The organism is Acidaminococcus fermentans (genome assembly GCF_009696675.1).
In the GTDB taxonomy this organism is placed as follows: Bacteria; Bacillota; Negativicutes; order Acidaminococcales; family Acidaminococcaceae; genus Acidaminococcus.
The window spans coordinates 45,300-71,024 of sequence record NZ_VULN01000012.1 but is presented as its reverse complement, the minus strand read 5'-3'; the positions used below and the strand labels follow the sequence as shown (position 1 = coordinate 71,024).

General features: G+C 57.6%; 26 protein-coding genes and 1 pseudogene. 13 read left to right on the top strand and 14 right to left on the bottom strand.

Annotated elements, in window-relative coordinates; genetic code table 11:
- Window positions 1-217: 217 nt before the first annotated feature.
- From FX155_RS11695 to FX155_RS08850, 4 genes and pseudogenes are all read right to left on the bottom strand, one after another.
- Window positions 218-1,657 (bottom strand): annotated as a pseudogene (locus FX155_RS11695) (carbon starvation protein A).
- Window positions 1,658-1,862: 205 nt separating this feature from the next.
- Window positions 1,863-3,110 carry a hypothetical protein gene (locus FX155_RS08860; RefSeq protein WP_154488458.1) on the bottom strand — a complete coding sequence of 416 codons (1,248 nt, stop codon included), beginning with the start codon at window positions 3,108-3,110 and terminating at the stop codon, window positions 1,863-1,865.
- 118 nt (window positions 3,111-3,228) lie between these two features.
- Window positions 3,229-3,786 carry a hypothetical protein gene (locus FX155_RS08855; protein WP_154488457.1) on the bottom strand — a complete coding sequence of 186 codons (558 nt, stop codon included), beginning with the start codon at window positions 3,784-3,786 and terminating at the stop codon, window positions 3,229-3,231.
- A gap of 125 nt (window positions 3,787-3,911) precedes the next feature.
- Window positions 3,912-4,208, bottom strand: coding sequence for a LysM peptidoglycan-binding domain-containing protein (locus tag FX155_RS08850; protein WP_154488456.1), 297 nt, complete (start codon window positions 4,206-4,208; stop codon window positions 3,912-3,914).
- Between the two features lie 192 nt (window positions 4,209-4,400).
- On the opposite strand from FX155_RS08850, the gene FX155_RS08845 reads away from it, so the two are divergent.
- Window positions 4,401-5,078, top strand: coding sequence for a response regulator transcription factor (locus tag FX155_RS08845; protein ID WP_022487925.1), 678 nt, complete (start codon window positions 4,401-4,403; stop codon window positions 5,076-5,078).
- A 15-nt stretch (window positions 5,079-5,093) separates the two neighbouring features.
- Window positions 5,094-6,824 (top strand): sensor histidine kinase, encoded by a 1,731-nt coding sequence (locus FX155_RS08840; RefSeq protein WP_154488455.1) that lies wholly within the window; start codon window positions 5,094-5,096, stop codon window positions 6,822-6,824.
- Between the two features lie 49 nt (window positions 6,825-6,873).
- Here the strand turns inward: FX155_RS08840 and FX155_RS08835 are convergent, their stop codons facing one another.
- From FX155_RS08835 to FX155_RS08825, 3 genes are all read right to left on the bottom strand, one after another.
- A complete protein-coding gene (locus FX155_RS08835; RefSeq protein WP_154488454.1) occupies window positions 6,874-7,353 on the bottom strand; it encodes an S-ribosylhomocysteine lyase in 480 nt (159 codons plus the stop codon).
- A 51-nt stretch (window positions 7,354-7,404) separates the two neighbouring features.
- On the bottom strand, window positions 7,405-7,800 hold the full coding sequence (locus FX155_RS08830) for a DUF190 domain-containing protein (protein WP_022487917.1): 396 nt from the start codon (window positions 7,798-7,800) through the stop codon (window positions 7,405-7,407).
- 126 nt (window positions 7,801-7,926) lie between these two features.
- The gene (locus FX155_RS08825) at window positions 7,927-8,685 is read right to left on the bottom strand and encodes a hypothetical protein (RefSeq protein WP_154488453.1); all 759 of its coding nucleotides are present in this window, start codon (window positions 8,683-8,685) and stop codon (window positions 7,927-7,929) included.
- A 141-nt stretch (window positions 8,686-8,826) separates the two neighbouring features.
- Here FX155_RS08825 and FX155_RS08820 point away from each other — a divergent pair, with 141 nt between their 5' ends.
- Window positions 8,827-9,222: a thioesterase family protein gene (locus FX155_RS08820; RefSeq protein ID WP_022487915.1), complete on the top strand. Its 396-nt coding sequence runs from the start codon at window positions 8,827-8,829 to the stop codon at window positions 9,220-9,222.
- Here the strand turns inward: FX155_RS08820 and FX155_RS08815 are convergent, their stop codons facing one another.
- From FX155_RS08815 to FX155_RS08785, 7 genes are all read right to left on the bottom strand, one after another.
- The gene (locus FX155_RS08815) at window positions 9,223-10,041 is read right to left on the bottom strand and encodes a bifunctional 5,10-methylenetetrahydrofolate dehydrogenase/5,10-methenyltetrahydrofolate cyclohydrolase (protein WP_022487914.1); all 819 of its coding nucleotides are present in this window, start codon (window positions 10,039-10,041) and stop codon (window positions 9,223-9,225) included.
- Between the two features lie 15 nt (window positions 10,042-10,056).
- Window positions 10,057-12,150 carry a penicillin-binding transpeptidase domain-containing protein gene (locus FX155_RS08810; RefSeq protein ID WP_022487913.1) on the bottom strand — a complete coding sequence of 698 codons (2,094 nt, stop codon included), beginning with the start codon at window positions 12,148-12,150 and terminating at the stop codon, window positions 10,057-10,059.
- A complete protein-coding gene (locus FX155_RS08805; protein WP_022487912.1) occupies window positions 12,147-13,343 on the bottom strand; it encodes an FtsW/RodA/SpoVE family cell cycle protein in 1,197 nt (398 codons plus the stop codon). Before FX155_RS08805 ends, FX155_RS08810 begins: the two co-directional genes overlap by 4 nt.
- A 17-nt stretch (window positions 13,344-13,360) precedes the next feature.
- Complete coding sequence (gene trmB, locus FX155_RS08800; protein ID WP_022487911.1) at window positions 13,361-14,002, bottom strand: tRNA (guanosine(46)-N7)-methyltransferase TrmB; 642 nt, start codon at window positions 14,000-14,002, stop codon at window positions 13,361-13,363.
- A 65-nt stretch (window positions 14,003-14,067) separates the two neighbouring features.
- Window positions 14,068-15,975 carry a sigma-54-dependent Fis family transcriptional regulator gene (locus tag FX155_RS08795; protein WP_022487910.1) on the bottom strand — a complete coding sequence of 636 codons (1,908 nt, stop codon included), beginning with the start codon at window positions 15,973-15,975 and terminating at the stop codon, window positions 14,068-14,070.
- Between the two features lie 21 nt (window positions 15,976-15,996).
- Window positions 15,997-16,695: a C40 family peptidase gene (locus FX155_RS08790; RefSeq protein WP_022487909.1), complete on the bottom strand. Its 699-nt coding sequence runs from the start codon at window positions 16,693-16,695 to the stop codon at window positions 15,997-15,999.
- A gap of 61 nt (window positions 16,696-16,756) precedes the next feature.
- Window positions 16,757-17,665, bottom strand: coding sequence for a radical SAM protein (locus FX155_RS08785; RefSeq protein WP_022487908.1), 909 nt, complete (start codon window positions 17,663-17,665; stop codon window positions 16,757-16,759).
- A gap of 323 nt (window positions 17,666-17,988) precedes the next feature.
- Here FX155_RS08785 and rsxC point away from each other — a divergent pair, with 323 nt between their 5' ends.
- The 10 genes from rsxC to FX155_RS08735 are packed head-to-tail and all read left to right on the top strand — an operon-like array spanning window position 17,989 to window position 25,681.
- Window positions 17,989-19,332 (top strand): electron transport complex subunit RsxC, encoded by a 1,344-nt coding sequence (gene rsxC / locus FX155_RS08780; RefSeq protein ID WP_154488452.1) that lies wholly within the window; start codon window positions 17,989-17,991, stop codon window positions 19,330-19,332.
- A gap of 26 nt (window positions 19,333-19,358) precedes the next feature.
- Window positions 19,359-20,393 carry an RnfABCDGE type electron transport complex subunit D gene (locus FX155_RS08775; protein ID WP_154488451.1) on the top strand — a complete coding sequence of 345 codons (1,035 nt, stop codon included), beginning with the start codon at window positions 19,359-19,361 and terminating at the stop codon, window positions 20,391-20,393.
- Window positions 20,390-20,959, top strand: a complete 570-nt coding sequence (locus FX155_RS08770) for an RnfABCDGE type electron transport complex subunit G (protein ID WP_022487905.1) — start codon at window positions 20,390-20,392, stop codon at window positions 20,957-20,959. The genes FX155_RS08775 and FX155_RS08770 overlap by 4 nt, the downstream gene beginning before the upstream one ends.
- Window positions 20,960-20,964: 5 nt before the next feature.
- Window positions 20,965-21,561 carry an RnfABCDGE type electron transport complex subunit E gene (locus FX155_RS08765; RefSeq protein WP_022487904.1) on the top strand — a complete coding sequence of 199 codons (597 nt, stop codon included), beginning with the start codon at window positions 20,965-20,967 and terminating at the stop codon, window positions 21,559-21,561.
- Window positions 21,554-22,129, top strand: coding sequence for an electron transport complex protein RnfA (locus tag FX155_RS08760; protein ID WP_012937509.1), 576 nt, complete (start codon window positions 21,554-21,556; stop codon window positions 22,127-22,129). The genes FX155_RS08765 and FX155_RS08760 overlap by 8 nt, the downstream gene beginning before the upstream one ends.
- Window positions 22,130-22,146: 17 nt before the next feature.
- Window positions 22,147-23,064, top strand: a complete 918-nt coding sequence (locus FX155_RS08755; protein WP_022487903.1) for an RnfABCDGE type electron transport complex subunit B — start codon at window positions 22,147-22,149, stop codon at window positions 23,062-23,064.
- Between the two features lie 14 nt (window positions 23,065-23,078).
- Window positions 23,079-24,080 carry an FAD:protein FMN transferase gene (locus FX155_RS08750; RefSeq protein WP_022487902.1) on the top strand — a complete coding sequence of 334 codons (1,002 nt, stop codon included), beginning with the start codon at window positions 23,079-23,081 and terminating at the stop codon, window positions 24,078-24,080.
- A gap of 9 nt (window positions 24,081-24,089) precedes the next feature.
- Window positions 24,090-24,467 (top strand): NusG domain II-containing protein, encoded by a 378-nt coding sequence (locus FX155_RS08745; RefSeq protein ID WP_022487901.1) that lies wholly within the window; start codon window positions 24,090-24,092, stop codon window positions 24,465-24,467.
- Window positions 24,448-24,975 (top strand): Gx transporter family protein, encoded by a 528-nt coding sequence (locus tag FX155_RS08740; RefSeq protein WP_022487900.1) that lies wholly within the window; start codon window positions 24,448-24,450, stop codon window positions 24,973-24,975. The genes FX155_RS08745 and FX155_RS08740 overlap by 20 nt, the downstream gene beginning before the upstream one ends.
- Window positions 24,976-25,033: 58 nt before the next feature.
- Window positions 25,034-25,681 carry a uracil-DNA glycosylase gene (locus tag FX155_RS08735; protein ID WP_154488450.1) on the top strand — a complete coding sequence of 216 codons (648 nt, stop codon included), beginning with the start codon at window positions 25,034-25,036 and terminating at the stop codon, window positions 25,679-25,681.
- Window positions 25,682-25,725 lie beyond the last annotated feature (44 nt).

Genomic DNA, 25,725 nt, shown 5'->3' with positions numbered 1-25,725 from the left:
TATTTAATTTATACATTTTCTACGGAAAACTGTAACGTTTTTTATAGAGAAATGGGATTTCAGCGCATATTCATCATATGAATTATTTTTATTTACATTTTTTCATTCCTTGCCTCCCTCACATCCGTTCTGCCTCCGGAGACAGTCCGGAAGCAAAAGAAAACCCGGGAGACAAGCTCCCGGGTTTTCCTGAAGGGAATCGATTTTTTACAAGGGATCAGCCTTGGACAGGTTTGTCTGCAATATCCAGTTCCCCACTGTCCACTTTCTTGGCCCGTTTCCAGAACAGGCAGAAGGCAACGATGGCGAACACAACGCCTACAGGGTAGGCAATGGAAGTGCTCAGCTGCAGCCCTTCCTTGGCAACCAGGATGTAGGTGCAGGATACGGCGCTCATGAAGGTAGCAGGGATAATAGCGATCCAGGCATTGCCCTTGTTGGCGTACAGGTACATGGCACCGGACCACAGTACCAGCATGGCCAGGGTCTGGTTGGTCCAGGAGAAGTATCTCCACAGGATGGTTACGTCTACCTGGGTCAGGATGCCGCCTACAGCGATGATGGGCAAAGCCAGTTTCAGACGGGAAGCCAGGGTGTGCTGGTCAATCTTGAACCAGTCAACGATGGTGTACCGGGCGGAACGGAAGGCCGTATCAGCGGAGGATACAGGGCAGGCAATAACACCGATCATGGCGATGACGGTGCCCAGATAGCCCATCAGGCCGGAGCAGATGTCATATACAACGCCGCCGGCGCCATGGTATTTCACAAAAGCGTCGCTCAGGCCGGCAGTGTTGCCATAGAAGGAAACACCGGCAGCAGCCCAGATCAGAGCAATGATCCCTTCGCAGACCATGGCTCCGTAGAAAATCTTGTGGCAGTCACGTTCACTCTTGATGCAGCGGGCCATAATAGGAGACTGGGTGGAATGGAAACCGGAGATGGCGCCGCAGGCCACGGTGATGAACATGATCGGCCAGATCGGGGTTCCTTTCGGATGCATGTTGGTGAGGGTGATTTCAGGAACATGGTACCCTTCAGCAAAGAGCATGGTCCCAACGCCCACAGCCATGAAGATCAGGCAGAATCCGAAGAACGGATACAGTTTCCCGATCAGTTTATCCACCGGCAGGAAGGTAGCACAGAAATAATAGATCAGTAAGATAACCAGCCAGAAGTTGTAGCTGAGCGGGGTAATCTTGGTCAGCAGGCCGGCAGGGCCAGTAGTGAAGGCAACGCCTACCAGGATCAGCAGCACAACGGAGAACCCACGCATAATGTGTCTCATGGTCGCGCCCAGATATTTGCCGCACAGTTCGGAAATAGAGGCCCCATCGTTCCGTTCGGACAGTACGCCGGAGATGAAGTCATGGACACCGCCGGCAAACACCGTGCCGAAAGTGATCCAAAGGAATACAGCCGGGCCCCACATGGCCCCAGCCAGAGCACCGAAAATAGGACCCAGGCCAGCAATATTCAGCAGCTGAATCAGGAAAACCCGCCAGTTTTCCATAGGTACGTAGTCAACGCCATCTTCCAGACGATAGGCAGGAGTCTTTCTGTCATCGATAGGAGGACGGAATCAGCTTTCTACGTATCCGCCATAGATGAAATAACCACCAATTAAAATAGCAAGACACACAAAGAAGCTAATCATTGAATAAAACCCCCTTCTGCGAACCCCTTCAATTCGCAAGTTTTACTGTCGAGTTCATTATAAGCCTTCTTTCACAAAAAATCCACAGGAATTGTGGTAATTCTGTGTATATTTACTATATTGCGTTAAATGAAGAGGGAAGGTGTATCACCTTCCCTCTTGTTGAAAACACATGTGATTTTGGTTGTAGACAATTGCCAAGAAGTTACTTCCTTTTCAGACCCCACTGGCTGTAGATGTGGAGCCCGTCTGCTTCCGGCACCAGTCCGGTGAGCCGCACCAGGTCGAACAGGTTGAAGCCCTTCACTTTCAGCTGGGCCAGTTTGCTCTTCTTGATCACGTCGGTGAAGTCCACCGTCAGGCTCTGATCGCTGAAAGTGCAGATCAGGTCGTCCCGGTTCACCACCGTCATGTTGAAAATGGCGTTCACCAGGCTCATGATGATCCGGGTACCCAGGAGCCGTACCAGCAGTTCGCCCAGCTTGTTGTCCGCAATGGCGAAATCGTGGATCCGGAACCGGGCATAGGAGGCGGTGTTGTTAAGGGCCAGAGCCTCGATTTCCACATCCGCAGTAAGGGTCCCGTATTTTTCATGTTCCACAGTGACTTCCAGCTGATGGTCCCCCTTGTACCGGCATTCCCGGAACTGGAATTCGCTGTCCTTCATGGCTTCTCCCAGGCCCTTGGCCAGGTCCGTATAGGGGACTGCCACTTCGCCCCGGCGCAGCTGTTCGAAGGTCTGGGCGTTCACCCACCGGCTCACCCCTTCCTTGAAGGGAGCCACCAGTTCGTTAAGGTCTTCCACATAGGTGCCCATGTTCCCGGCCACTTCGCTGAGCCGGTCCGCAGCTTCATCCGCCCGGCTCTTCAGTTTGTCGAAAAGGGGTTTGGCCTTTTCCGCCACTTTCCGCCGTTCATCCCCCAGAGGGATGTTCCTGTTCTTGTCCTTGTTAAATTCCCGGAATTTCTCCATGCCTTCCTTCCGGGCCTGTTCATAGAGATCTTTGAACTGGCTCAGGTCATCAGGCCGGCCGGCATCCAGCCAGGCGTTGGCCGCTTTCCCCACGGCGTAGGTGATGCCTACGGCCATGGGAACCTGGAGCGGCGGGAAGGGGATTACCGTGAACACGGTCTGCCCCACGAAGGAAGCCCCCAGGGACCCTACCAGCCCGGCAATGGCCCCGGTTTCCAGTTCCACTCCCCGCAGGTCACAGAGCCGGGTGATCATGTACACCTCGTTGGCCATGAGAGCCAGGCTCCCCAGGAAAGGCGTCATGACAATGACACTGGCCCGGGCAGCCCCCCAACGGATAATCCGTTCCGATTCCCGGGCAATGTCTTCCGGACCCAGGGCCTCTTCCTCGTCCACTTCTTCATCCATGGGACGGGTTTCCGCTTCTACCGCATCTTCTTCCTTTTCCATTTCGTCCCGTTTATCCATTTCTTCTGTCATAGTAATCCCTCCTGTCATTGTCTTCACAACAAACCGGTTTTCTGCCTTTAGTATAGCATATTTCCCCGGGCCCGTCAGTCTCCAGGGCCCGGTGTCTGAAAAGTGTCACACATTCCCCTCAGTCCGGGATCACCGCCACCTGGCCGTCGCCGAACACCCCCCGGCAGCAGTCGGTGTACACTTCCACAAAGGCGTAACCTCCGTACAGGGCCAGGTTCCGTCCCTTCTCCAACCCTTCCGGCAGCGGTTCCCCCTTGTGGAAATGGCGGATCACCTGTCCCTGGAAGTCCAGTATGTGCACATCATAGGAATCATCGATCCGGCAAACTGCCAGGATCCCCAGGAACTGTCCCAGGCACCGGATTTCCGGAAAATCCTTCCGGATGGTTTCCAGTACCTTTTCCAGGAACCGGGGGTCCAGCTTCCCGGTCCTGGCCGGCAGTTGTTCTTCTCCGATAGGCCGTCCGGAAGCGGGTACCGCCCTTTCTTTCCCCCAGTTCCGGATCTGATTGATTTTTTCCGGGCTGGTCTGGGAAAGAGGCACTACATTTTGGAAGGAGGACAGGATCTCGCTCCGGGTCAGGTCCAGCAGCCGCTGGGCTTCCCCGTTGTCTTCGCTGATATCCGGCACTTCCGTCAGGATCAGGGTCTGGTATTCCTTTTGTTCCTGGTGCATCTTTCCGATGAGGGCGTCTCCGGTGCTTTCCCCTCAGCCATTGTCCTTCCCCCTGCTGTCAGTTTGGTTCCATTGTACAACAAAAGAGGGCCTGTGAAAATATTTTCACAGGCCCTGATCACCCTTCAGCGGCTGGCCACCATCTTTTCCCTTTTGTCCTGTTTCACCGGCACCACCAGCTTCTGTCCCGGCTGGATGGCCTGGCGCAGATCCAGATGGTTGGCTTTGGCGATCCGGTCGATCACTTCCCGCACATCCTCTTCCGGATGGGTGTACTTCCGGGCAATGCCCCACAGGCTGTCCCCCCGCATCACCACCACCTGTTCCGTATGATAACTGGTGGGAACCGCTTCCATCTCCAACACTCCGCGGGAAGAAACCCCCAACAGGACCAGCACCAACCCCAGTAAAAGTTTCTTCATTTTTCTTCCCTCCACTCGAACTTTTGTTTGTTATGTGTATGATATCACGTTCTGTTCGCTTTTTCAATAAGTTTATAAAACTCTGTTCGTTTTTTCTTATCCAACGGGGAATGGTTATAACCGTTCCCCCTCTGTTGGAATCTCCTGAATTACGTTATAATGAAAAAAAACGGCAAGGGAAGGTGCGATGGAATGGCGCTGATATATTGTGTGGAAGATGATGAAAACATCCGGGAACTGGTCCGTTATGCCCTGTGCAGCCAGAAATTCCAGGCGGAGGCCTTTCCCGACGGAGCCTCCTTCTGGAAGGCCCTGGAGGAAAAGAAGCCGGATCTGGTGCTCCTGGACATTATGCTCCCGGGGGAAAGCGGCCTGGAGATCCTGAAGAAGCTCCGGGACCAGCCGGCCACCAGCAGCCTCCCGGTAATCATGCTCACTGCCCGGACCAGTGAATACGATGTGGTCACCGGCCTGGACGCCGGAGCGGACGACTACATTTCCAAACCTTTCGGGATCATGGAACTGCTGAGCCGGGTGAAAGCGGTTCTCCGCCGGGGTACCCAGCAGAAACCCCAGGACCGGGACCTTTTGGTGTGCGGGGACATTACCCTGGACCTGAAGAAGCACCAGGTGACCACCCAGGGCCAGCCCTGCGAACTGACCGTAAAGGAATTCGACCTGCTCCATTACCTGATGGCCAACGCCGGCATCGTCCTGAGCCGGGACCAGATCATGGAAGCGGTATGGTCCTTCTCCTATGCCGGAGAAAGCCGCACCATCGACATGCACATCCGGAGCCTCCGGCAGAAACTGGGAGAAGCCGGCCGGATCATCCAGACTGTCCGGGGTATAGGGTACCGGATCCAGTAAAGGAGCACGCCGCCTATGAAAAAACAGATCTATCTCCATCTGTTCCTGGTGGGACTGGCCTGTATCCTGATCACCGCCCTGGTATGTGCCTTCGCCTCCTGGCAGACCGCCAAGCGCCAGACCCTGGCAGATCTTCAGCAGGTGTCCCAGGTGATGAGTACGGAACTGAACCACCACAGCGATTCCTATGTGTTTCTCCAGCGCTCCAGCCAGGCGTCCCCGGACCTGCGGTTCACCTGGGTGGACAGCCACGGCACCGTGCTCTACGATTCCTATGAAGAAGCCGGCAGCCTGCCCAACCACCGGGAACGGCCGGAAATCGCCCAGGCTCTGGGAGAAGGCCAGGGCAGCGATGCCCGGCACTCCTCCACCCTCCAGGAAGTGACCCTTTATGCGGCCCAGCGGCTGTCCGACGGCTCCGTGCTCCGGGTGGCCCGGACCCAGACGGAACTGCTCCGGCCTCTGGAAGAGCTCCTGCCCTGGTGGATCATTTCCCTGCTTCTCCTGATCCTGATCTGCCAGTTCACCGTCCGCCGGCTCACCCAGGGGCTCCTGGATCCCCTGGACCAGGCCACCCGGTATCTGTCCCAGGTCGGCCAGGGAGACACCACGGAAGAAGAACGGCAGCTGTTCCACACCTCCTATCCGGAGCTGCTCCCTTTCCTGGCCACCATTGACCGGCAGGGAAAACAGCTGGACCAGAGTCTGCGGAACCTGGAACAGGAACGGAACACCATGAAGCGGATCACCGACAGCCTGAAGGAGGGCGTGATCCTCCTGGACGACCAGATGCGGATCCAGTGGATCAATGCCTGGGGATTCCAGCTGCTCCAGCAGGAAGAGAAACCCACTGCCGGCCGGCCTCGGCTCCTGGGGAAATTCCTTATGCCCTTCCTGCCTCCGGAAGCCCGGATTCCCCAGGGCCGGCTCCGGAGCAGCCAGCCCTGGAGCCAGACGGTAAAATACCGGAGCCGCCAGTACCAGCTGGATCTCCAGCTGCTGAAGCCTCCCCAGGGCCGGGCCACCCGTATGCTGATCATCCAGGACATTACGGAAGCCCGGGAACGGGAACAGCTGCGGAGGGACTTTACCGCCAACGTAACCCATGAACTGAAGACCCCCCTTACCTCCATCAGCGGCTTTGCGGAACTGATGGCCGCCGGCATGTACCAGAAGAAAGAGGACATTGCCCATTTTGGCCAGCTGATCCGGAAAGAAGCCGCCCGGCTGCTGGAAATGATCAACAGCATCATCTTCCTGTCCCGGATCGAGGAAATGCCGGCGGAGGCCATGCAGGAAGCCGTTCCTCTGGGAGGGCTGATCCAGTCGGTGGTGGAATTCATGGATCCCTTCTGCAAGGACAAGCAGGTGACCATCCACTGCCAGCTTACGGAAGACAAGGTCCGGGGCAGCAGCAGCATGCTCCGGGAAATGGCCATGAATCTCATCGACAACGGAGTGAAGTACAACCGGCCGGGAGGCCATGTGTACGTAACCATGAAAAAAGAGGAAGACCAGGTGATCCTTACTGTGAAGGACACCGGCATCGGCATCCCAGAAGACGTCCAGGAACGGGTATTCGAACGGTTCTACCGGGTGGAGGGCAGCCGGAGCAAGCAAAACGGCGGCAGCGGCCTGGGGCTGTCCATCGTAAAACACATTGTTGAGCAGCACAAAGGGACCATCACCCTCACCAGCCGCCTGAACGAAGGCACCACCTTCGTGATCCGGCTGCCGGGGGCATGAAAAAAGTGGCTGTGAAAAAATGATTCTTCATTTTTTCACAGCCACTTTTTTACTCCACGATTTTCCGTTCGTACGGATCGCTGCTGATCCCTTTGGCCAGGATCTCCTTGGCCCATTCCTGGGCACAGAACAGGGAATGATCCTTGTAGTTCCCGCATTCCTTTTCTTTCGTTCCGGGCACCTGGTCCCAGGTGGTCTTCACCACCAGTTCCAGGGCTTCCTTCAGGGCTTTGGCCACGTTTTTGGGATCATGGACCCCCCAGCACAGGAGATGGAACCCGGTGCGGCAGCCGAAGGGAGAGCAGTCCAGATAGCCCTTGATCCGGGGCCGCAGGTAAAGGGCCAGGAGATGTTCCAGGGTGTGCATTCCCCCGGTGGGGATTTCCTGCTGGTTGGGCTGGCACAGCCGGATGTCATAGTTGGAGACAATGTCCCCATGTTCCCCGGTCTCCTGGGAAATCAGCCGCACATAAGGAGCCTTGACCTTGGTATGGTCCAGGGTGAAACTTTCGATAATGACTTTTTCCATATTCATTCCTCCAATAGCAGGGGGCTGTTGCATGTACAACAGCCCCCTTTTTTACTTCTGCATGGCCGGGTTGTCCCGGTTGGCAATCTTTTTCTGGTACTCTTCCTTCACAAAGTTGGTGGCCAGCATATCGATTTCTTCCACTGTAGCCACCCCATGGCGCAGGTTTTCCTCCAGGAACGGATACAGCAGTTCGATCTGTTCCTTTTTGTCAATCATGGTAATGATCACCGGCAGGTTGATGGCTTCGGAAACACTGATGAACAGTCTCCGTTCCTTCCCCCGCACCCGGCTCCCATAGCCCTGGGTCCCCCGCATCACCGTGCAGCCGGCGATTTTATATTTTCCGGCAATGTCGAAGATGGCCTTGTAAAAAGGTTTGTCCTTGTAGAAGAAGTCCTCCCCTACATAGATGGTCAGTTTGGTCAATTTCAGAAATTCAGCCATACGTCTTCCCTCCATTTCGGATGAGTTTGTCTTTTTTCAATTTTATTGTAACATAAACTAATTGTTTTCGTAATAGTTAAAAAGGGGTCCGTTGCATGGGCAACAGACCCGCTGACAAACTGGGGCTCACGCTCCAGTCCCCTTCATCCTTTTCCGCTTTCGGTAATAGGCGTTCCCCACGCCGCCCACCACCAGCAGCACCATGAGCCAGCCGGCGGCTTTCACCGGGTTCAGGTAGGTGACGGTGGCATCCATGGGGGTCTCTTCTCCCAGGGGCAGCTTCCAGGTCAGGGTCCGTTTGTCGTCGCTGACCTGGGTGGCGTTGGTATCATCCACCGCCGTAGGCAGCACCAGGGTGAACCGGAGGTCGAACTGTTTCAGAAGGGTCTGGAGCACGGCCTGGGCATCCCGGTTCTTCAGTTCCTCTTTGGGGGCCATGTTGATCCCGGTATGGACGCTGATGGTATCGAACAGCAGCCCTCCCTGGAGCCGGACCACCGGCTCCTTCTTTTCCCGGGACACCTGGGCCGGTTTGGCCTTTTCCCCGTTCTGGGGCCCGGCAGCATCCTGGGCTGCCTGTTCCCAGGTCCGGATATCGAAGGTCTTCAGCACCTTGGAATCCTTGATGTCCTTTACCTGGTTGTAGTGTTTGGTGGCCACAAACCCTTCATACTGCCCTTCCTTGGCAGGCCGGACCCCGTATCCGTCCTTTCGGAAATCCTCCTCAAAGGCATCCACGGTGGGTTTCAGCACCGGTGCCGTTACCAGTTTGCAGGTCAGGTCCGCCGCCCCCAGACGGGTGATTTCCATGGTAATGTGGCCTTTGGCGCAGCCGCTGAACAAAAGGCTCAGCAGCAGGCACCCAAGGAGCATGATCTTTTTCATAACGCCCTCCCGGCTGTCTTGTATCTTCCCCTCGCTTCCCTTCCGGTTCCATCCTGAGGAACCGGCACTGACTCCTTGCCTTTCCCGGGAAAAACGAGTAAGATTGAATTGTCAAAATTCTAAAAGAGAGAAGTGGATATCATGAAAGAATTCCGTATCGGCGCCGTAGGCGAAGCCACGGACACCGTCCTCCACACCAACACCGCCGCCGCCATGGGCAGCGGCTCCCTGGATGTCTATGCCACCCCGGCCATGCTGGCCCTGATGGAAAAGGCCGCCTGCAATATTGTGAATCCCTGCCTGGACGAAGACACCACCAGCGTGGGGATCGGGGTGAACCTGTCCCATGACGCCGCCACCGCCGTAGGCAAGACCGTAACCGCCAAAGCGGTGCTGGTGGGCGTGGATGGCCGGAAACTGACCTTCAAGATCACCGTGTCCGACAACTACGGCACCATCGGCCAGGGCACCCATGAACGGTTCCTGGTGAACAAGGCCAAATTCCTGGGCAAACTGGCGGCCAAGGATCAGAAATGATCACAGCCGGCGGGTGAGGGTCTCCATGACCATCAGGTTGCTGACCACTCCCACTCCGCCGGGAACCGGGGTATAGGCGGAAGCCCTGGCCTGTTTGGCGGCTTCCGGAACATCCCCCACCAGTTTCCCGTTCTGGGAATTGATGCCCACATCCACAACCACAGCTCCTTCCCGGAGCATGTCTTCAGTGATCAGGTTGGGTTTTCCCACTGCGCTGATGACCATATCTGCCTGCCGCACAATGGCAGGCAGATTTTTTGTGCGGGAACGGCAGACGGTGACAGTGGCATACCGGCCCATAAGCATCAGGGTAAGGGGCCGGCCCACCACTTCTCCATACCCCACCATGGCCACATTCTGGCCTTCCAGAGGGATCCTGTAGTAATCCAGGAGAGCCATGCAGGCCCGGGGAGTACAGGGGCCCCAGGGGGTGATCCCCAGGTACAGCTTGCCCCCGTTGATGGGATGGATGCAGTCCATGTCCTTTTCCGGGTCCAGCTGGCTGATCAGCTGCATCCGGCTGATGTGCCGGGGAAAGGGCACCAGGGGCAGGATCCCGTCCACCTGGGGATCCAGGCTCAGGTTCCGAAGTGCCAGGTCCGCCTCTTCCTGGGTGGCATTTTCCGGAAGTTCCACATCCCGGGTATGGATGCCCAGGCTGGCAGCGGTTTTCAGCAGGCTCCGTTTGTACACATGGGCCGCTTCATTGTTTCCCACCAGGAAGGTAGCCAGGGTCAGGGTCTTTCCGGCGAACCGGTCCCGGAGCTTCCGGCGGATTTCTTCTGCGACCGGTTTCCCGGCCATGATGATCTGTTCCATACTCCCATCCTTTCCTTACCGAAAATACACGGTCACCGTATCCCCGCTGTGGAGGACGGTCCCCGGTGCCGGGTTCTGCTTCCAGCTGGTGCCGCTGCCCACCGGGATCAGGGACAGTCCGGCGCCGCCCAGGGCTCCGGCCACTTCCCGGATGGAATGGCCGGCCAGGTTGGACAGCTTCACCGCTCCGTTCCCGTCCGCTTCCAGGGTCACCAGAGGCGCCGCCTCCTTGGCGGTTTTGGCCAGGAGGGATTCCACCGTGGGAATTCCGTCCCAGTTGCTGGGCTGGACCCCTTCCGCCACCAGGATCTGCTGGAGGGTATCCCGGAAAATAGGTGCGGACACCTGGGAACCGTAGAAAGCCCCTTTGGGGGAATCCAGCATGATGATCATGGCATACCGGGGAGCATCGCTGGGCACAAAGCCCACAAAGGAGGCAATGTACACCCCGGGGATGTATCCCCCTTTGGGGGACAGTTTTTCAGCAGTACCGGTTTTCCCGGCGATCTTGTACCCTTTGATCTGGGCGGTCTTGCCGCCCCCTTCGGAAACCACTTTTTCCATCATGGTCCGCATTTCTTCCGCCACTTCCGGGGTGATCACCGTCCGGACCACTTCCGTCTTTCCTTCCTTCAGCACCTGGCCGTCAGGACTGGTGACTTTCTTTACGATATAGGGCTTCACCAGGTTCCCTCCGTTGGCAATGGCGCAGATGGCCCGGAGCATCTGGAGAGGAGTCACCGCGATGCCCTGGCCGATGGCCATGGTGGCCACGTCGGAAGGCACCATATCCTTGGGATTGTACAGGATCCCCGCTTCTTCCCCGGGCACATCGCTGCCGGTGACACTGCCGAAGCCAAAGGCCTTGGCATATTGGGTTTCCCGTTCCCCGCCCAGCTTCAGGCCCAGGTCGGCCATACCGGTGTTCAGGGAGAACTTGATCACGTCGGTGAAGGTCACATGGCCCATGCCCTTCCCGTCCCAGTTCCGGATCCGCCGGCCTCCCACGTCAATGGACCCCTGGTCGTTGAAGGGGGTATTGGGGGTGATGACCCCTTCCATGAGCCCCGCCGACCCCATAATGGGTTTGAACACGGATCCTGGTTCGTAGACGATCCCTACTCCCCGGTTCATGTAGGCCCCTTTGGGAGCATTCCCGAAATGGTTGGGATCGAAGGTGGGCCGGCTGGCCATGCCCAGGATCTCCCCGGTGTTGGGGTCCATGAGGATGGCGGCGGCACTGGCTGCATGGGTCTTTTTGATGGCCTCATCCAGGCTCTTTTCCAGGATGAACTGCATCCGGGCATCGATGGTCAGCTGGACCGTGTTCATCCGCCGGACCTGGACCTGGTTCAGGGCGCTGCGGCCCACCAGTTTCCCCTTGGCATCGAAGAAGCTCCGTTTTTTCTGTTTCCGGCCCTTCAGTTCTTCATCCATGGAGGCTTCCATGCCTTCCAGGCCCTGGTCGTCGGTGCCTACAAAGCCCAGCACCTGAGCGGCCAGGTCGTTTTTCGTATAGAACCGTTTGCTTTCTTCCTTGAAGTGGAAGCCGCTGAGTTTCTGATCCTTCAGGATGGCTTCCACCTGGTCCGCCTCATGGGGATCCAGGGTCCGCTTCACCCAGATGAACCGCCGGTCCGGCTCGCAGAATTCCTTATACAGCTGGTCCGCTTTCAGATCCAGCACCGGAGCCAGGGCATCAGCGGCCACCCGTTTGGGATCCCGGCTGGGCATTTTCCCGGCCGGCCACCGTTCCGGATTGTCCACCAGTTCCTGGGGATCCACATAGAGAGACTTGCTCACCACGCTGACCGCCAGTTCCTCCCCGTTCCGGTCCACGATGCTGCCCCGGGGAGCGATTTCCGTATGTTCCCCGGTGATCTGGTCGTTGGCCTCCTGGGCCAGGGTGCTGCCCTGGATCACCTGGAGCCAGAACAGCCGCAGGATGATTGCCAGCACCGCTACCCCCAGGACTTTCCCCAGGATCACCGCCCGGAGCTTCCCTTCGTGAAGGACAGCCTGATGGGTGGGATCCAGCTTCAGCACCGGTTCCCTGGGAGCCTGCGGTGTGTTTTTCTTTTTTGGGCTGAAAAAGGACGGCCGCTTCACCGGGACCACCTCCCTGTTTCCTTCCGGACCGGCCGGGAGACCGGCTTACCGGCAGCAGGCGCCGGCTGCCTTTTTCCTTCCGTTTCCATCCGGTACACTGACAGCACCAGGCCGATTCCCACCAGGGTGATGATCAGGGAAGTGCCCCCGTAACTGATGAAGGACAGGGGCACCCCGATGACCGGCAGGATGCCGCAGACCATGGCCATGTTGGCAATGGCCTGGCCCACCACCAGGAAGTTCACTCCGCTGACCAGCAGGAATCCCCGCCGGTCCTGGGTGTTCTGGCCGATCCGGTAAAGAGACAGGCCCATGAGCAGGAACACCAGGATCAGGAACAAGGCTCCCACAAAGCCCCATTCCTGACAGAAAACGGCAAAGGCAAAGTCCGTATGGGCTTCCGGCAGGTAAAAGAACTTGCTGGTCCCCATACCGGCGGATTCTCCGAAGAACAGGCCCCCGCTGCCAATGGCCATTTTGGCCTGGACTGCCTGGTACCCGTTTCCCTGAGGATCCAGTTCCGGAGTCAGCCAGATCCGCACCCGGTTCATCCGGTAGGGAGCCTGGATCACCGCCGCCACAGCCCCGCCCAGAAGGCCTCCCAGCAGGATGCTGAAATCCTTCCAGGGCAGACCGGCCAGGAGATACAGCACGATCATCAATGTCAGGATGATGGCCGCCGTCCCCATATCCGGCTGGATCAGCACCAGGAAGGACATGAAGGCCGCCTCCAGGAAGGCCTTGCAGGTTTCCTTTTTGTGGAGGCGGGGCGGTATGCCCTGTTCCATCAGCCGGCCCAGGCAGTCGGCCCCCAGGAGGATCACCGCCAGTTTCACGAATTCCGACGGCTGGAAAGAAAAAGGCCCGATGATCAGCCAGCGCTGGGCACCTTTGATGCCCTTGCCGAAAATATCCACGGCGATGAGAAGGGCCGTGCAGCCGGCGCAGAAAATCTGATTATACCGGAAGACCTTGTGGTAGTCCCATTTCCGTCCGATCCAGTGCATCAGCACAAGCCCTACGGCCCCGTAGATGAAATACCGGATCAGATAGTGGTAGCCGTTGCCGAACATGTCCCCGGCCGCCACGAAACTGGCGCTGAATATATTCACACCCCCCAGGAGCATCAGGAAATAGGTGAGATGCACCAGGGCATCCCGGGGATTGCTCCAAATCAAAAACCGCTTTCCCATGGTCCGCCTCAGATCCCTTAAAAGGCCACTTCGCAGAAGTTGATGTTCTTGCCCCGGGCGCTGAACTTCTGCTCATATTCCGTCTGGGCTTCGTTGAGGATATCCGTATGATGGAGGTCCGTGGTAAGTGCCACGATTTCCAGTCCGAATTCTTTGAACTCCTCTACAGAAAAGGCAAATAAATCATCATTGTCGGTCTTGAACCGGAGATGACCCCCCGGCTTCAGGATTTCCCTGTACTGGGCCAGGAAGGTCCGGTAGGTGAGCCGCCGTTTGGCGTGCCGGGCTTTGGGCCAGGGATCGCTGAAATTCAGGTAAATCTGGTCCACTTCCCCGGGAGCGAACCAGTCCAGGAGATGGGCAGCGTCTGCATGGACGATCCGGGCGTTGGGGATTTCCCCCTCCCGGAGCTTCTTCACCGCATAATAGCACACTTCCCGCTGGGTCTCGATGCCCAGGTAGCCGATTTCCGGATGGAGTCCGCTCATGGCCGTGAGGAACTGGCCTTTGCCGCAGCCGATTTCCAGCTGCACCGGCCGTCCCCCCAGCACCGCCTGGGACCAGTTCCCCTTGTATTGTTCCAGCTGGTCTTCCAGCAGTTCCTTTCCCCGGAAATCTTCCAGAGCCTGAGGGATCCAGGGTTTCTTACGTAAACGCATCTGTTTTTCTCCTTATTGTCTGAACAAGAGGGTGGTGCTGCACATACTGTGCAACACCACCTTTTTTATTTCTCTTTCTTTCCCCGATTCTTCTTCTCTTCCGGTCCCAGGTTGAATTTCTTCAGGTACCGGTACAGGGTCACCCGGCTTACGTCCAGCATCAGGGCCAGTTTGCTGATATTGCCCCCGGCGGCTTTCCAGGCGGCCACAAAGGCATCCTTGTCGTGCTTCCAGGATTTTTCAATCCGGTGTTCTCCCGGCAGTTTGATGTGGGAGGCTTCGATGACGCTTCCGGAGGTGTGGAAGAAGGCTTGTTCGATGACCCCCTGGAGCTGTTTGATGTTCCCGGGCCACTGGCAGCTGTTCAGCAGCTGGAGGGCTTCCTTGGACAGGGTCTTGCCAGGCATGTTGTGCCGGGCGGCCATTTCCGTCAGGATGTGGTTGGCGATCACTTCCACGTCTTCCACCCGCTCCCGCAGAGGCGGTACCCGGATCACCGTCCCGATCACCTGCTCATACAGGTTCCGGGAAAACAGTCCCTTGTCGGTCAGCCGTTTCAGGTTGGAATCGCAGGCGGCGATCACCCGCACATTGTATTTCCGGCGGGTGCCGGTTTCCCAGTTCAGGACCCCGTTCTTCAGGGCGTCCGCCAGGGCATCTTCCAGTTTGGTGGGGAATTTTTCAATTTCGTCCAGGAACAGGGTGCCTCCGTTGGCCAGTTCCAGGGCCCCGGCGGTTACATGGCCGGCTCCGTCGTCGCTGCCGAAGAATTCCGCTTCCAGTTCCGCTTCGGACCCGTCATGGCCCCGTACGGTAATGAGCGGTGCCGCCGCTCTGGGGCTGGCCTGATGGATCCCGTGGGCCAGGCGCTGTTTGCCGGTACCCGGTTCCCCCTGGAGCAGCAGGTTGTTGTCCCCCCGGGCCACCCGGGCGGCCTTGTGCTGGAGGGCCAGGAACTCGCTGGAATTCCCCACCATGCTGTACAGACTGTACCGGGAGCTGTACCCGGTGGCATGGGCGATGGTGGTCTTCAGGTCTTCAATGGCCATGGTGATGATCACCACACTGTCCACCTTCCCCCCGGTCTTCACCGGCAGTACGCTGGTCACATCTTCATAGGTCCGGTCCTGGGTGATCCAGGTGATTTCCTTCCGGATGGTGCTCTTCCCGGACAGCCCTTTCTGGATGGGGATGTGCTCATAGTTCAGGAACACTTCATCCAGCCGGTCCTTCCCTTCCATCCGCTTCCGGCCATTGCTGTTGGCATACCGCAGGGTTCCGTCCGGGTTCACCCAGTAGACGGAGGCGGGGATCTCTTCGGAGATCAGGCCGCAGACCTTCCAGTAGGCCAGCATGGTCAGGAAGTTCTCCACGGAATATTTCATGGTCATGAGCAGGCTCAGCAGGATGTCATAGGGCAGATCGTTCTGGTCCAGGGAGAACAGGGACAGGATGTACCGGCCCTGGCCGGCCACATCGATGGGAGCCGAGCAGGCATCCCCGGAATGGCTTTCCCGGATCCACATTTCCGGGCCGAACATCAGGAAGGGCACATTGTGGCTCCGGGCCACACAGATGCTGGAAGTACCCACATCCTCCTCCAGGACCCGCATGCCCTGGATATCCTCGATGCTCCGCTGGAAAAAGGGCAGGGCATAGTTCTTCAGTACATACCCGTCCTCATCCACCAGCAGCATGCTCAGGTTGTGAGAATTGAAATACTGTTTGTTCTGTTCAAAGAGCCCGTCCACATACTTCACCACATCCTCATGGACTTCCAGGGCCTTTTCCAGCTCCTGGGGCGACAGGCGCACCCCGTTGGACGGCATGGTCTCATGGTTCAGTTTCCGTGCTTCGCACCGGCGCCAGGACTCCGCTACCCACGGATGGACGTTGGGGTCTATAATGCCCTCCTCCACAAATTTGTTGTAGTAGCTGGTCAGTTTTTCCTTATTGCGTCGTTCCCTAATCATCGATTTACCCCCTGATTCGCTTTAGCGATATGATTTGTGCACCGGGACCAGGACCCGTTTTGCACCGTAATATCTGGATTTCCAGTAATCGTCGGACAGACTGCACAGCCGTACCCCCCGGGAGGAGGTGGCATTCCAGAACAACCCGTTCCCGGCATAGATCCCCACATGGGATGCCCCGGGCTCGTAGGTGGAGAAGAACACCAGGTCCCCGGGCTTCAGCTGCCGCTGGGTCACAAAGAGGCCCTTCTCGAACTGCAGGTCCGCCGTCCGGGGCAGCTGGGCCTTGTGCTGCCGGAACACGTACTGGACATAGCCGGAGCAGTCAAAAGCCCGTGGAGTGGTCCCTCCGAAGCTGTAGGGAACCCCCTTGTACCGGGAGGCGGTCCGGACCACATCCTCTCCCTTCACCCCGTGGATCCCCTCTTTTTCAAAGGCGGCCTCCTGAATCCGAAAATAGGTGGTGTCGTCCACTTTCCCGGTGGCCGGCAGTTTGTGTTCCTTCTGGAAGTTCCGGACCTGGGTTTCCAGTTCCCGGGTGTATTTCCCCGTCTGGGGGGTCTTCATGCCGATGGCGTTCAGTTTGATCTGCACCGTTTTGACTTTCCAGCCTTTGTCCCCCACCTTCAGAGGAGCCGCCCGATGGGCAGCCGCACCTGCCGAAAGGGGCAGAGCCAGTACAGCCAGGACCAGCGCTGTAACGAGCTTATGCAGTTTCATAGTGGTGCCTCTTTTCTTGTAACCGGAAAAATCCCTTCAGAATATCAGAAATGATACACTCTCAATACTCCATATTAGTATAAACTTCCCAATCCGTCAATTTTGAAAGTTTCTCCATGGAAACTTCCAGCTCCCGGAGCAGCCGGTCCCGGTCCTGGGGCAGGGTTCCGGCCAGGGGCACGTAGTTGGAAATGTGGTTGCTCCGGAACAGGGTGTGGTTCCCGGGCCGGATCTCCACATGTTCCAGCATGGTATGGACTTCCCGGGCCAGTCCCGCCGGAGACAGCAGTTCGAATTCCCCGGCTTCGAACTGCCGGAGCATCTCCGTTCCCTTGTACAGCCGCAGGGTCAGCACGCTGAGCATGTTGGGCTGGATGGCAGTGACGGCTTTGCCGGTTTCCACAGCATGGCGTTCGCTGCCGTCTTTGCCTCCCAGACCGGCGATTACCATCATGGACAGCTTCATGCCGCAGCGGACCACTTTCTGGCCGGCAGCAACGGCTTCTTCCCCGGTAACCCCTTTTTTGATCCGGGCCAGCAGCTCCGTGTCCCCGGTTTCCAGGCCGAAATACAGCATCTTCAGGCCCGCTTCCTGGAGCCGGATCATGTCCTCATCGCTTTTCCGCAGGATGTCCCGGGGACCGGCGTAGGACGTGACCCGCTGGAGGTTGGGGAAGGTCCGGTAGAGCACTTCCAGGATCTTCAGCAGCTTTTCCGTAGGGAGCACCAGGGCATCCCCGTCCGCCAGGAAGATCCGCTTCACCTGGTTCCGGGCATACTGGGCCGCCAGGGCGATCTGCCGGGAGATCTCCTCGTCCGGGCATACAGTGAACTGCACGTCCTTGTACATGGCACAGAAGGTGCAGGTGTTGTGGGCGCAGCCCCGGGTCACCCGCAGGATGAAGCTGTTGGCTTCGCTGGGGGGACGGAACACCGGCGTATCATAATCATCGAAATAAAGTCCAAACATGGGTATTTCCTCCAGAGTTTTAAAAAATCGCTTCCTAAAATATATATGGCTATATAGACAGTGTTTTCACAAGATTTTTTCAATTCTTTCAGCTGTACAAAAATCCACCTGCCACGCTCATTATTATAAACTATTTTACAATTTTCTGCATGAGTTTTTGTAAACTTTTTGAGAAGAAAAATTTTGCGTAATTTTTTTCATCTTCTCTTGACAGGCCTCTTTCACCCCTTGTTTTTTGCGATTTAACAATATATAATTTTTACTTGAAGTTGACACATGAAAGGTTAGAGGTGAACTGAATGTCTGCACAAGAAGCAAGTTTCATGGGCGGTGTAGAAGTACCCCCCAGCAAGTCCTTGACCGACAAAGTGGCCATCGAAAGATGCCCGGCTCCGGACGTGGTGTACATTCCGCTTTCCCAGCACATTGGTGCTCCGGCCAAGCCGGTGGTAAAACCAGGGGATAAGGTCACGATCGGACAGGTGATTGGTGAAGCAGGCGGTTTCGTCAGCACCAACATCCATGCCAGCGTCAGCGGCATGGTCATGAAACTGGAGAATCGGTATATGCCCAACGGCATGATTTCCCAGTGCGTGGTCATCAAAAATGATGGCCAGGACACCCTGTGCGAGGATATCAAACCCCGCAGCGAGGAAGAAATCACCCCGGATCTGATCCGTCAGGTCCTGCGGGAAAAAGGGATCGCCGGCATGGGCGGCGCCACCTTCCCTACGGCAGTGAAGTATGCTCCTCCCAAGGAAGGCCACTGCCCCATCGACACGATCCTGCTGAACGGGATCGAATGCGAACCCTTCGTCACGGCTGACCACCGTACCCTGCTGGAATACGCCGACGAAATCATCCAGGGCCTGAAGTACTTCATGCTGGCCTCCGGCGCTGCCAAAGGCGTCATCGGCATCGAAGACAACAAGCCTGACGCCATCGAACTGATGCAGAAGAAAGTGGCCGGGGAAGCCAACATCGAAGTCTGCGTCTGCAAGGAAAAGTACCCTCAGGGTTCTGAAAAACACCTGATCTATGCCGCTACCGGCCGTACGGTCCCTGACCGGGGTCTGCCTGCGGATGTAGGGGTGATCGTGGACAACGTGGGCACTGCGGTGGCAGCCTGCCGGGCCGTCAAGAACAACATCCCCCTGTACGAAAGAGTCGTAACCATCAGCGGTGACGGCGTAAAGAAACCGGGGAACTATATCGTCCGTCTGGGGACCCTCTACAGCGACGCTGTGGAAAAAGCCGCCGGCGGTCTGGAAGGGGCTCCCGGAAAGATCATTTCCGGCGGGATGATGATGGGCTTTGCCGTCAACTCCCTGGACTACCCCATCACCAAGGGTTCCAGCGGTCTCCTGATCTTCAATTCCAACTCTCCTTTTGCCCAATATCATGAACCGGATCCCTGCGTGCACTGCGCCCGCTGCGTGGATGCCTGCCCCATGAAGCTGGAACCCACGGAAATCGTCCAGGCTGTGAAGAAACAGAACTGGGATGATGCGGAACGGTTCTTCTGCCATGCCTGCATCGAATGCGGATCCTGTGCTTTCGTATGCCCTGCCCACATTCCTCTGGTGCAGTACATCCGGATGGGCAAGCAATTTATCAGAGGGAAAGGTGACGGCGGTCACAACCCCTTCTATAAATTCGACAAATAATTTCGCGAAAGGACTGGATATTGATTATGGAACCTATTAAAGAACCGAAACCGCTGGTTCTCGTTTCCTCGTCTCCCCACATGCACTGTGGGCTCACCATCAGCAAGTCCATGCGGGAAGTCATCCTGGCACTGGTACCGGCTGTCCTGGCTTCTGTCTATTATTTCCGCGTGGATGCGGTCCGGGTGATCGTATGCTGCGTGCTTTCTGCCATTATTTTTGAAAAACTGGCCAACAAGGTTATGGGCGTGAAGAAGGACACCATCAAAGACGGCTCTGCTGCTCTGACCGGTCTCCTGCTGGCCCTGTGCCTGCCTGCTTCCCTGCCCAGCTACATGGCTGTCCTGGGGGGCATGTTCGCTGTTGTGATCGGCAAAGCCATTTTCGGCGGCTTGGGCAAGAACATCTTCAACCCGGCCCATATCGGCCGTGCCATCCTGCTGGCTTCTTTCCCCCAGCAGATGACCACCTGGGTCATCCCCGCCACCAAAGCGGCTGCCGTAACAGCTACCACCGCCGGGGCTGACGCCACCACTGCCGCCACTCCGCTGGCCGTAATGCGGATGACGGAAAAAGTATGGCAGGCCGGCGGTGCCGCCGCCTCCCAGCTGCCTTCCCTGTCCGACCTGTTCATCGGCAACGTGGGCGGCTCCCTGGGTGAAACCTGCGTCCCTGCACTGGTCCTGGGCGGCCTGTACCTGATCTGGAAAAAGCTCATCGACTGGCGGATCCCTGCCTTCTATCTGGGCACGGTGGTTGTGATCACCGGGATCTATGGGGCTGTGATGGGTTATCCCTCCACTTTCCCTCTGTACCATCTGTTCGCCGGCGGCCTGATGATCGGTGCTTTCTTCATGGCCACTGACTGGGTCACCTCCCCCATCACCAAAAAAGGCAAGATCATCTATGCCATCGGTCTGGGCGTCCTGACTTCCCTGATCCGTCTGCGGGGCAGCTACACGGAAGGCGTGTGCTATTCCATCCTGATGATGAACATGGTCACTCCCATGATTGACCGGTTCGTTCGGAACGTATCCTTCGGAGGAGGTCAGAAAAAATGAGCAACCTCTTTGTGAAATATACCGGCATCCTGGCAATCATCTGCGGCGTCAGCGTAGGTCTTGTGGCCGCCGCCCATGAAGGGACCAAGGATACCATTGCCAAGAAACATGAAGCCGATACCCGGGCCGCCTACAAGGTGGTGCTGCCCGATCTGGGCAATCTGAAAAAGCTGCCGGCTCCCGGCGGACTGATCACTGATGTACAGCAGTCCTCCAAGAACGGCAAGCCCAACGGCTACATCTACACCGTGACCCCCAGCGGGTACGGCGGAAAAGTGACCCTGATGGTGGGCATCTCCAAAGATGGGGACAAAATCACCGGGATCAAAGTCATGAACCACAGTGAAACCCCTGGCCTGGGCGCCAAGAGCACGGAACCTGCCTGGCAGGCCCAGTTCAAGGGCAAACCCCTGAAGGATGCCCTGGCGGTCACCAAACAGGAACCTGGCAAGCCCAATGAAATCAAGGCCATCACTGCGGCAACTATCACTTCCAGAGCTGTGGTCACCGGCGTCAATGCCGCCCGGGAAGACTACATGAAGAATCATGCCAATGGAAAGGACTGATCGAGATGCTGCATGAATTGACCAAAGGTATCATCAAGGAAAACCCACTGTTCGTCCAGCTGCTGGGTGTATGTCCGTCGCTGGCCACCAGTACTTCCATGACCAACGCCATCGGTATGGGCTGTGCCTTTACCTTCGTGCTGGTTTTCACCAACATGATCATCGCTGCCATCCGGAAACTGATTCCGGACCAGATCCATATTCCCTGCTACATCGTGGTTATCGCTTCCGTGGTAACTGTGCTGGAAATGCTGATGAACGCTTTCGTACCGGCGCTGTACGCAGCCCTGGGCGTATTCGTTCCTCTGATCGTGGTTAACTGTATCGTTCTGGGCCGTGCAGAAGCCTTCGCCTGCGACCACGGCGTGATCGAATCCGCCCTGGACGCCATCGGCATGGGCATCGGCTTCACCTTCGCTCTGAGCTGCATCGCCTTCTTCCGGGAACTGATCGGTTCCGGCAAACTGCTGGACCACGCCGTTCTCCCTGCTGCTTATCAGCCGGTACTGATTTTCATCCTGCCGGCCGGAGCCTTCCTGACCATGGGCTTTGTATTCGCCACAGTCAACTACTTCAAAGAAAGAGGTGCTCACAATGCATAGTACTTTCGGCATTCTCTTCAGCTCCATTTTCGTTTCCAACATCATTTTGTCCCGGTTCCTGGGAATGTGCTCCTTCCTGGGGGTTTCCAAGAACTTCAAGAACTCCGTGGGCATGAGCGCCGCCGTATCCTTCGTTATGCTGCTGTCCACCATGCTGTCCTACGCCTGCTATCATCTGCTCCTGGTGCCCTACCACCTGGAATACCTGAAGACCCTGGTCTTCATCCTGGCCATCGCCACCCTGGTACAGCTGGTTGAAATGTTTATGAAAAAGGCCATGCCCTCCCTGCACAAGGCCATGGGTATCTACCTGCCTCTGATCACCACCAACTGCGCCATCCTGGGGATTGCGCTGATCAACGTGGAAAGCAACTACAGCTTCCTGGATTCCTGTGTGAACTCCATCGGTACGTCCATCGGTTACACCATGGCCATCCTGCTGTTCTCCTGCATCCGTGAACGTCTGGACGAAAAGGCTCTGCCCAAATGCCTCCAGAACCTTCCCATTGCCTTGATCACCGCCAGCTGCATGTCCATTTCCATGATGGGGATGAGCGGCATCCATTGAGTTAGGAGCTGAAAATTATGATTACAACTGCTGTGATTCTGGTCGCAGTGCTGGGCGGCGTATTCGGCCTGGTACTGGCTACGGCCAGCAAGAAATTTGCCGTTGAAGAAGATCCCCGGATCGGGGAGATCACCAACCTGCTGCCCGGCGCCAACTGCGGCGGGTGCGGGTTTGCCGGCTGCGGGGCCATGGCTGACGCCATTGTTTCCGGTCAGGAAAAAGACGCCACCAAATGCGTGGTCTGCAGCGCGGAAAACAAAAAAGCCATTGCCGCCATCATGGGGGTGGAATCCAACGATGACGAAAACGCCGTCCGCAGCATCCCCCGTCTCCACTGCAACGGCTGCACCGCCAACCGGACCCCTGTGGCCAACCGGGAAGGCATCAAGAACTGCTATGTGAAGGCTGCCAACGCCGGCGGCCCCGGCCAGTGCAACTTCGGCTGCTTCGGGGACGGTGCCTGTGTGGACGCCTGCAACTTCGGCGCCCTGAAAATCGGGAAAAACGGCCTGCCTGAATTCGACTACAACAAATGCGTCAGCTGCGGTGCCTGCTCCAAGGCCTGCCCTCAGCTGCTGATCGAAATGATCCCGGCCAACGAAAAAGTCCTGGTACAGTGCAACAACCGGGAAAAAGGCAAAGCCGCCATGACCGACTGCAAGGTGTCCTGCATCAGCTGCGGCATGTGCGTACGGAACTGCCCACAGAAATGCATTACCCTGGAAGATACACCCAACGGCAGCATCCCGGTCATTGACTACACCAAGTGCGATGGCTGCGGCATCTGCGTACAGAAATGTCCGCGGAAGTGCCTGGTTGACATCGTACCGGTAGAAGGCGATCCGGAGGCCCCCAAGAAGGCCGAACCCACCGGCTGTGCCTGCTGCGCCATGGCCGCTCAGTGCCCTTCCGCCCAGGCCCAAAAGCAGGAATAATGCAGGGAGCCTTCATGAAAAAACTGTTAGCATCGCTTCTGGTTTTCAGCAGCCTGACTTGTGCAGGCTGCTTTTTTCAAACCGAAAAACAGGAAGACACCCGGTTCATGATGGACACCATCGTCACCATCACCACCACCGGGAACAACACCGACGGTCTGAAGGCAGCCACCAATGACGCCTTCCATCTGTTCCAGACCATTGCCAACCAGACGGACCCCTATACGCAACAGGGGCCGGAAGACCTGTACGCCGTGAACCAGAGTGCCGGCCAGGGCCCCCACAAGGCCTCCCCCTATCTCATGGACATCCTGAGCCAGGTCCGGCCCATGGGGAACCGGGATCTGGATCTGACCCTGGGTCCGGTGATCCAGGTGTGGAATGCCCACAAGGAAACCAAGACCGTCCCCAGTGAGGGAGAAATCGCCCAGGCTCTGGCCAAAACCGGCCCTGAGAAGTATACTGTAGACACAGCCGCCAATACGGTGACCCTGGCTCCCGGCACCCAGCTGGATCTGGGAGCGGTGGCCAAAGGCTACGCAGTGGAACAGGCCGCGGACCTGTTGAGCCGGGACAAAAGGGTGAAGACCGCTCTCATCAACGCCGGCGGCAACATCAAGGTGCTGGGCACCAAGGAAGACGGCAGCCCCTGGAAGATCGGGGTCCAGGATTCCCGGAATCCCCAAAAGATCATCGGGACCCTGGCGGTGAAGGATGGTACAGCCATTGCCACCAGCGGGGACTACCAGCGGTATTATGAGGTGGACGGAAAACGGTACCACCATATTCTGGATCCCCGAACCGGCTGGCCTGCCTGGCATGCCCGGTCCGTTACCGTGGTCACCCGGTCGGCCTTCTGGGCGGACTACTATTCCACCCTGCTGTTCGTACTGCCGGAAGACCAGGCCATGGCCCTGGTGGAGAACAATCCCAATCTGGAAATGCTCTATGTGGACCTGGACGGGAACACCTACCTGTCTTCCGGTCTGAAAGACATCTATACCCCGGAAAAGTGAGGAGACCCTATGCGCAAGAATGATTTTTGGCTGATCCTGGTGCTGGCGGTGCTGGCCCTGGGAAGCTGGTTCCTGTTCCATTCCCGGACCGCCGACCGGGACAAGGTCCTGGTGGTCCGGAAGGACCAGCAGGTGATCCAGCGGATCGAACTGAAAAAAGTCACCTCGGAAACCAAACTGATCATTCCGGTGGACCATGGGGAACTGGTGGTGGCCTACGACCGGGAAGGGGGCCAGGTGGTGTCCTCTCCCTGCCCGGACCAGGTCTGCGTCCGCCAGGGCAAGATCACCCGGTCCGGCCAGACCATCGCCTGCGTACCGGAAAAAGTCCTGCTGACCCTGACCACTGCTGCAAAGGAAAATGATCATGATGCCATCCTCCGATAAACTGTCCATCCACGAAATCACCCAGCTGGGAGTACTGCTGGCCGCGGCCATCGCCCTCCGTCTGGCGGAAACCAGCCTGGCCTGGCTGCTGCCCCTCCCCGGGGCCCATCTGGGCCTGGCCAATACGGTGACCATCATCGTGCTGTACCTGTACGGACCGGGGAAGACCGCCCTGTTCCTGACCTGCCGGATCCTCCTTACCGGTCTTTTGTTCACCGGCCTTCTGACCCCCGGGTTCCTGATCGGCCTGGGAGGTGCCGCCCTGAGCTTTGGAGGCATGGCCCTGGCCCGGAAGCACCAGTGGTTCTCCACAGTGGGAGTGGGACTCCTGGGAGCCTTCCTCCACAACTGCGGCCAGATTCTGGTGGCCGTGGCCATTATGCGGACCCCGGCCCTGTTCTCCTACCTGCCGGTGCTGATCGCCATCGGCATCCCCACCGGCCTGTTCACCGGCTTTTTGGCCGGGTTCTTCCTGGAGAGGATGAAGGAGAAGGGGTCTGCTGCCTGAGCAGCAGGCCGTTGACCATTGACCACTGACAACCATACAACAAGGAGCATTCAAATCCATGGAACCTGCCACTACCTTTGAGGAACTGAAAAAACAGCTGGAGGACTGTGCCTCCTGCCCCCTCCGCCGGGACTGCCAGGCCCCGGTGGGCTGGTTCGGCAGCCTGGAAAGCCCTCTCATGATCGTGGGCGAAGGCCCGGGCGGAGTGGAGGATGACTACGGCTGTCCTCTCATCGGCCCCAGCGGCCAGCTGCTGGACAAGGCCCTCTGGTCCGTCCGGATCACCCGGGACCGGGTCTACACCACCAACGTGATCAAATGCCGGCCCAAAGGGAACCGGACCCCCACCGTGGAAGAAGGAGCCTTCTGCGCCCGGATCTGGCTGGAACAGGAGATCCGGCTCCTCCGGCCCAAAGTGATCCTGGCCCTGGGCAGTGTGGCTCTCCGGTACTTCAAGGGACCGGAAGCCCGGATCACCCGGGAACGGGGCCAGTGGTTCACCACAGGGGAAGGGCTCCCCTGCCTGGCCACCTTCCATCCCTCCTACCTGCTCCGGCTCACCGGTCAGGCCCAGATCGCCGCCAAATGGGACGTGTTCCACGACCTGGAAGCGGTGAAGGCCAAGGTGGAGGAACAGTGCCCCGGCTACAGCTGGAGTTCCGGTACCCCGGTGCATCTGTTTGAATTGTTTCGGAAAAGAGGCTGAAAAGGCTGCCGCAATGCGGCAGCCTTTTCTGTGCTAAAATAAAG

Excerpts from the sequence above, each read along its gene's own strand:
- FX155_RS08750 (WP_022487902.1), top strand. The coding sequence starts at position 23,079 with ATGAAAAAACTGTTAGCATCGCTTCTGGTTTTCAGCAGCCTGACTTGT.
- rsxC (WP_154488452.1), top strand. The coding sequence starts at position 17,989 with ATGGGCGGTGTAGAAGTACCCCCCAGCAAGTCCTTGACCGACAAAGTG.
- FX155_RS08860 (WP_154488458.1), bottom strand. The coding sequence starts at position 3,110 with ATGACAGAAGAAATGGATAAACGGGACGAAATGGAAAAGGAAGAAGAT.
- FX155_RS08805 (WP_022487912.1), bottom strand. The coding sequence starts at position 13,343 with ATGGGAAAGCGGTTTTTGATTTGGAGCAATCCCCGGGATGCCCTGGTG.
- FX155_RS08845 (WP_022487925.1), top strand. The coding sequence starts at position 4,401 with ATGGCGCTGATATATTGTGTGGAAGATGATGAAAACATCCGGGAACTG.
- FX155_RS08795 (WP_022487910.1), bottom strand. The coding sequence starts at position 15,975 with ATGATTAGGGAACGACGCAATAAGGAAAAACTGACCAGCTACTACAAC.
- FX155_RS08790 (WP_022487909.1), bottom strand. The coding sequence starts at position 16,695 with ATGAAACTGCATAAGCTCGTTACAGCGCTGGTCCTGGCTGTACTGGCT.
- FX155_RS08770 (WP_022487905.1), top strand. The coding sequence starts at position 20,390 with ATGAGCAACCTCTTTGTGAAATATACCGGCATCCTGGCAATCATCTGC.
- FX155_RS08785 (WP_022487908.1), bottom strand. The coding sequence starts at position 17,665 with ATGTTTGGACTTTATTTCGATGATTATGATACGCCGGTGTTCCGTCCC.
- FX155_RS08850 (WP_154488456.1), bottom strand. The coding sequence starts at position 4,208 with ATGAAGAAACTTTTACTGGGGTTGGTGCTGGTCCTGTTGGGGGTTTCT.
- FX155_RS08815 (WP_022487914.1), bottom strand. The coding sequence starts at position 10,041 with ATGGAACAGATCATCATGGCCGGGAAACCGGTCGCAGAAGAAATCCGC.
- FX155_RS08820 (WP_022487915.1), top strand. The coding sequence starts at position 8,827 with ATGAAAGAATTCCGTATCGGCGCCGTAGGCGAAGCCACGGACACCGTC.
- FX155_RS08740 (WP_022487900.1), top strand. The coding sequence starts at position 24,448 with ATGATGCCATCCTCCGATAAACTGTCCATCCACGAAATCACCCAGCTG.
- FX155_RS08755 (WP_022487903.1), top strand. The coding sequence starts at position 22,147 with ATGATTACAACTGCTGTGATTCTGGTCGCAGTGCTGGGCGGCGTATTC.
- FX155_RS08735 (WP_154488450.1), top strand. The coding sequence starts at position 25,034 with ATGGAACCTGCCACTACCTTTGAGGAACTGAAAAAACAGCTGGAGGAC.
- FX155_RS08745 (WP_022487901.1), top strand. The coding sequence starts at position 24,090 with ATGCGCAAGAATGATTTTTGGCTGATCCTGGTGCTGGCGGTGCTGGCC.
- FX155_RS08830 (WP_022487917.1), bottom strand. The coding sequence starts at position 7,800 with ATGGCTGAATTTCTGAAATTGACCAAACTGACCATCTATGTAGGGGAG.
- FX155_RS08835 (WP_154488454.1), bottom strand. The coding sequence starts at position 7,353 with ATGGAAAAAGTCATTATCGAAAGTTTCACCCTGGACCATACCAAGGTC.
- trmB (WP_022487911.1), bottom strand. The coding sequence starts at position 14,002 with ATGCGTTTACGTAAGAAACCCTGGATCCCTCAGGCTCTGGAAGATTTC.
- FX155_RS08855 (WP_154488457.1), bottom strand. The coding sequence starts at position 3,786 with ATGCACCAGGAACAAAAGGAATACCAGACCCTGATCCTGACGGAAGTG.
- FX155_RS08775 (WP_154488451.1), top strand. The coding sequence starts at position 19,359 with ATGGAACCTATTAAAGAACCGAAACCGCTGGTTCTCGTTTCCTCGTCT.
- FX155_RS08765 (WP_022487904.1), top strand. The coding sequence starts at position 20,965 with ATGCTGCATGAATTGACCAAAGGTATCATCAAGGAAAACCCACTGTTC.
- FX155_RS08840 (WP_154488455.1), top strand. The coding sequence starts at position 5,094 with ATGAAAAAACAGATCTATCTCCATCTGTTCCTGGTGGGACTGGCCTGT.
- FX155_RS08760 (WP_012937509.1), top strand. The coding sequence starts at position 21,554 with ATGCATAGTACTTTCGGCATTCTCTTCAGCTCCATTTTCGTTTCCAAC.
- FX155_RS08825 (WP_154488453.1), bottom strand. The coding sequence starts at position 8,685 with ATGAAAAAGATCATGCTCCTTGGGTGCCTGCTGCTGAGCCTTTTGTTC.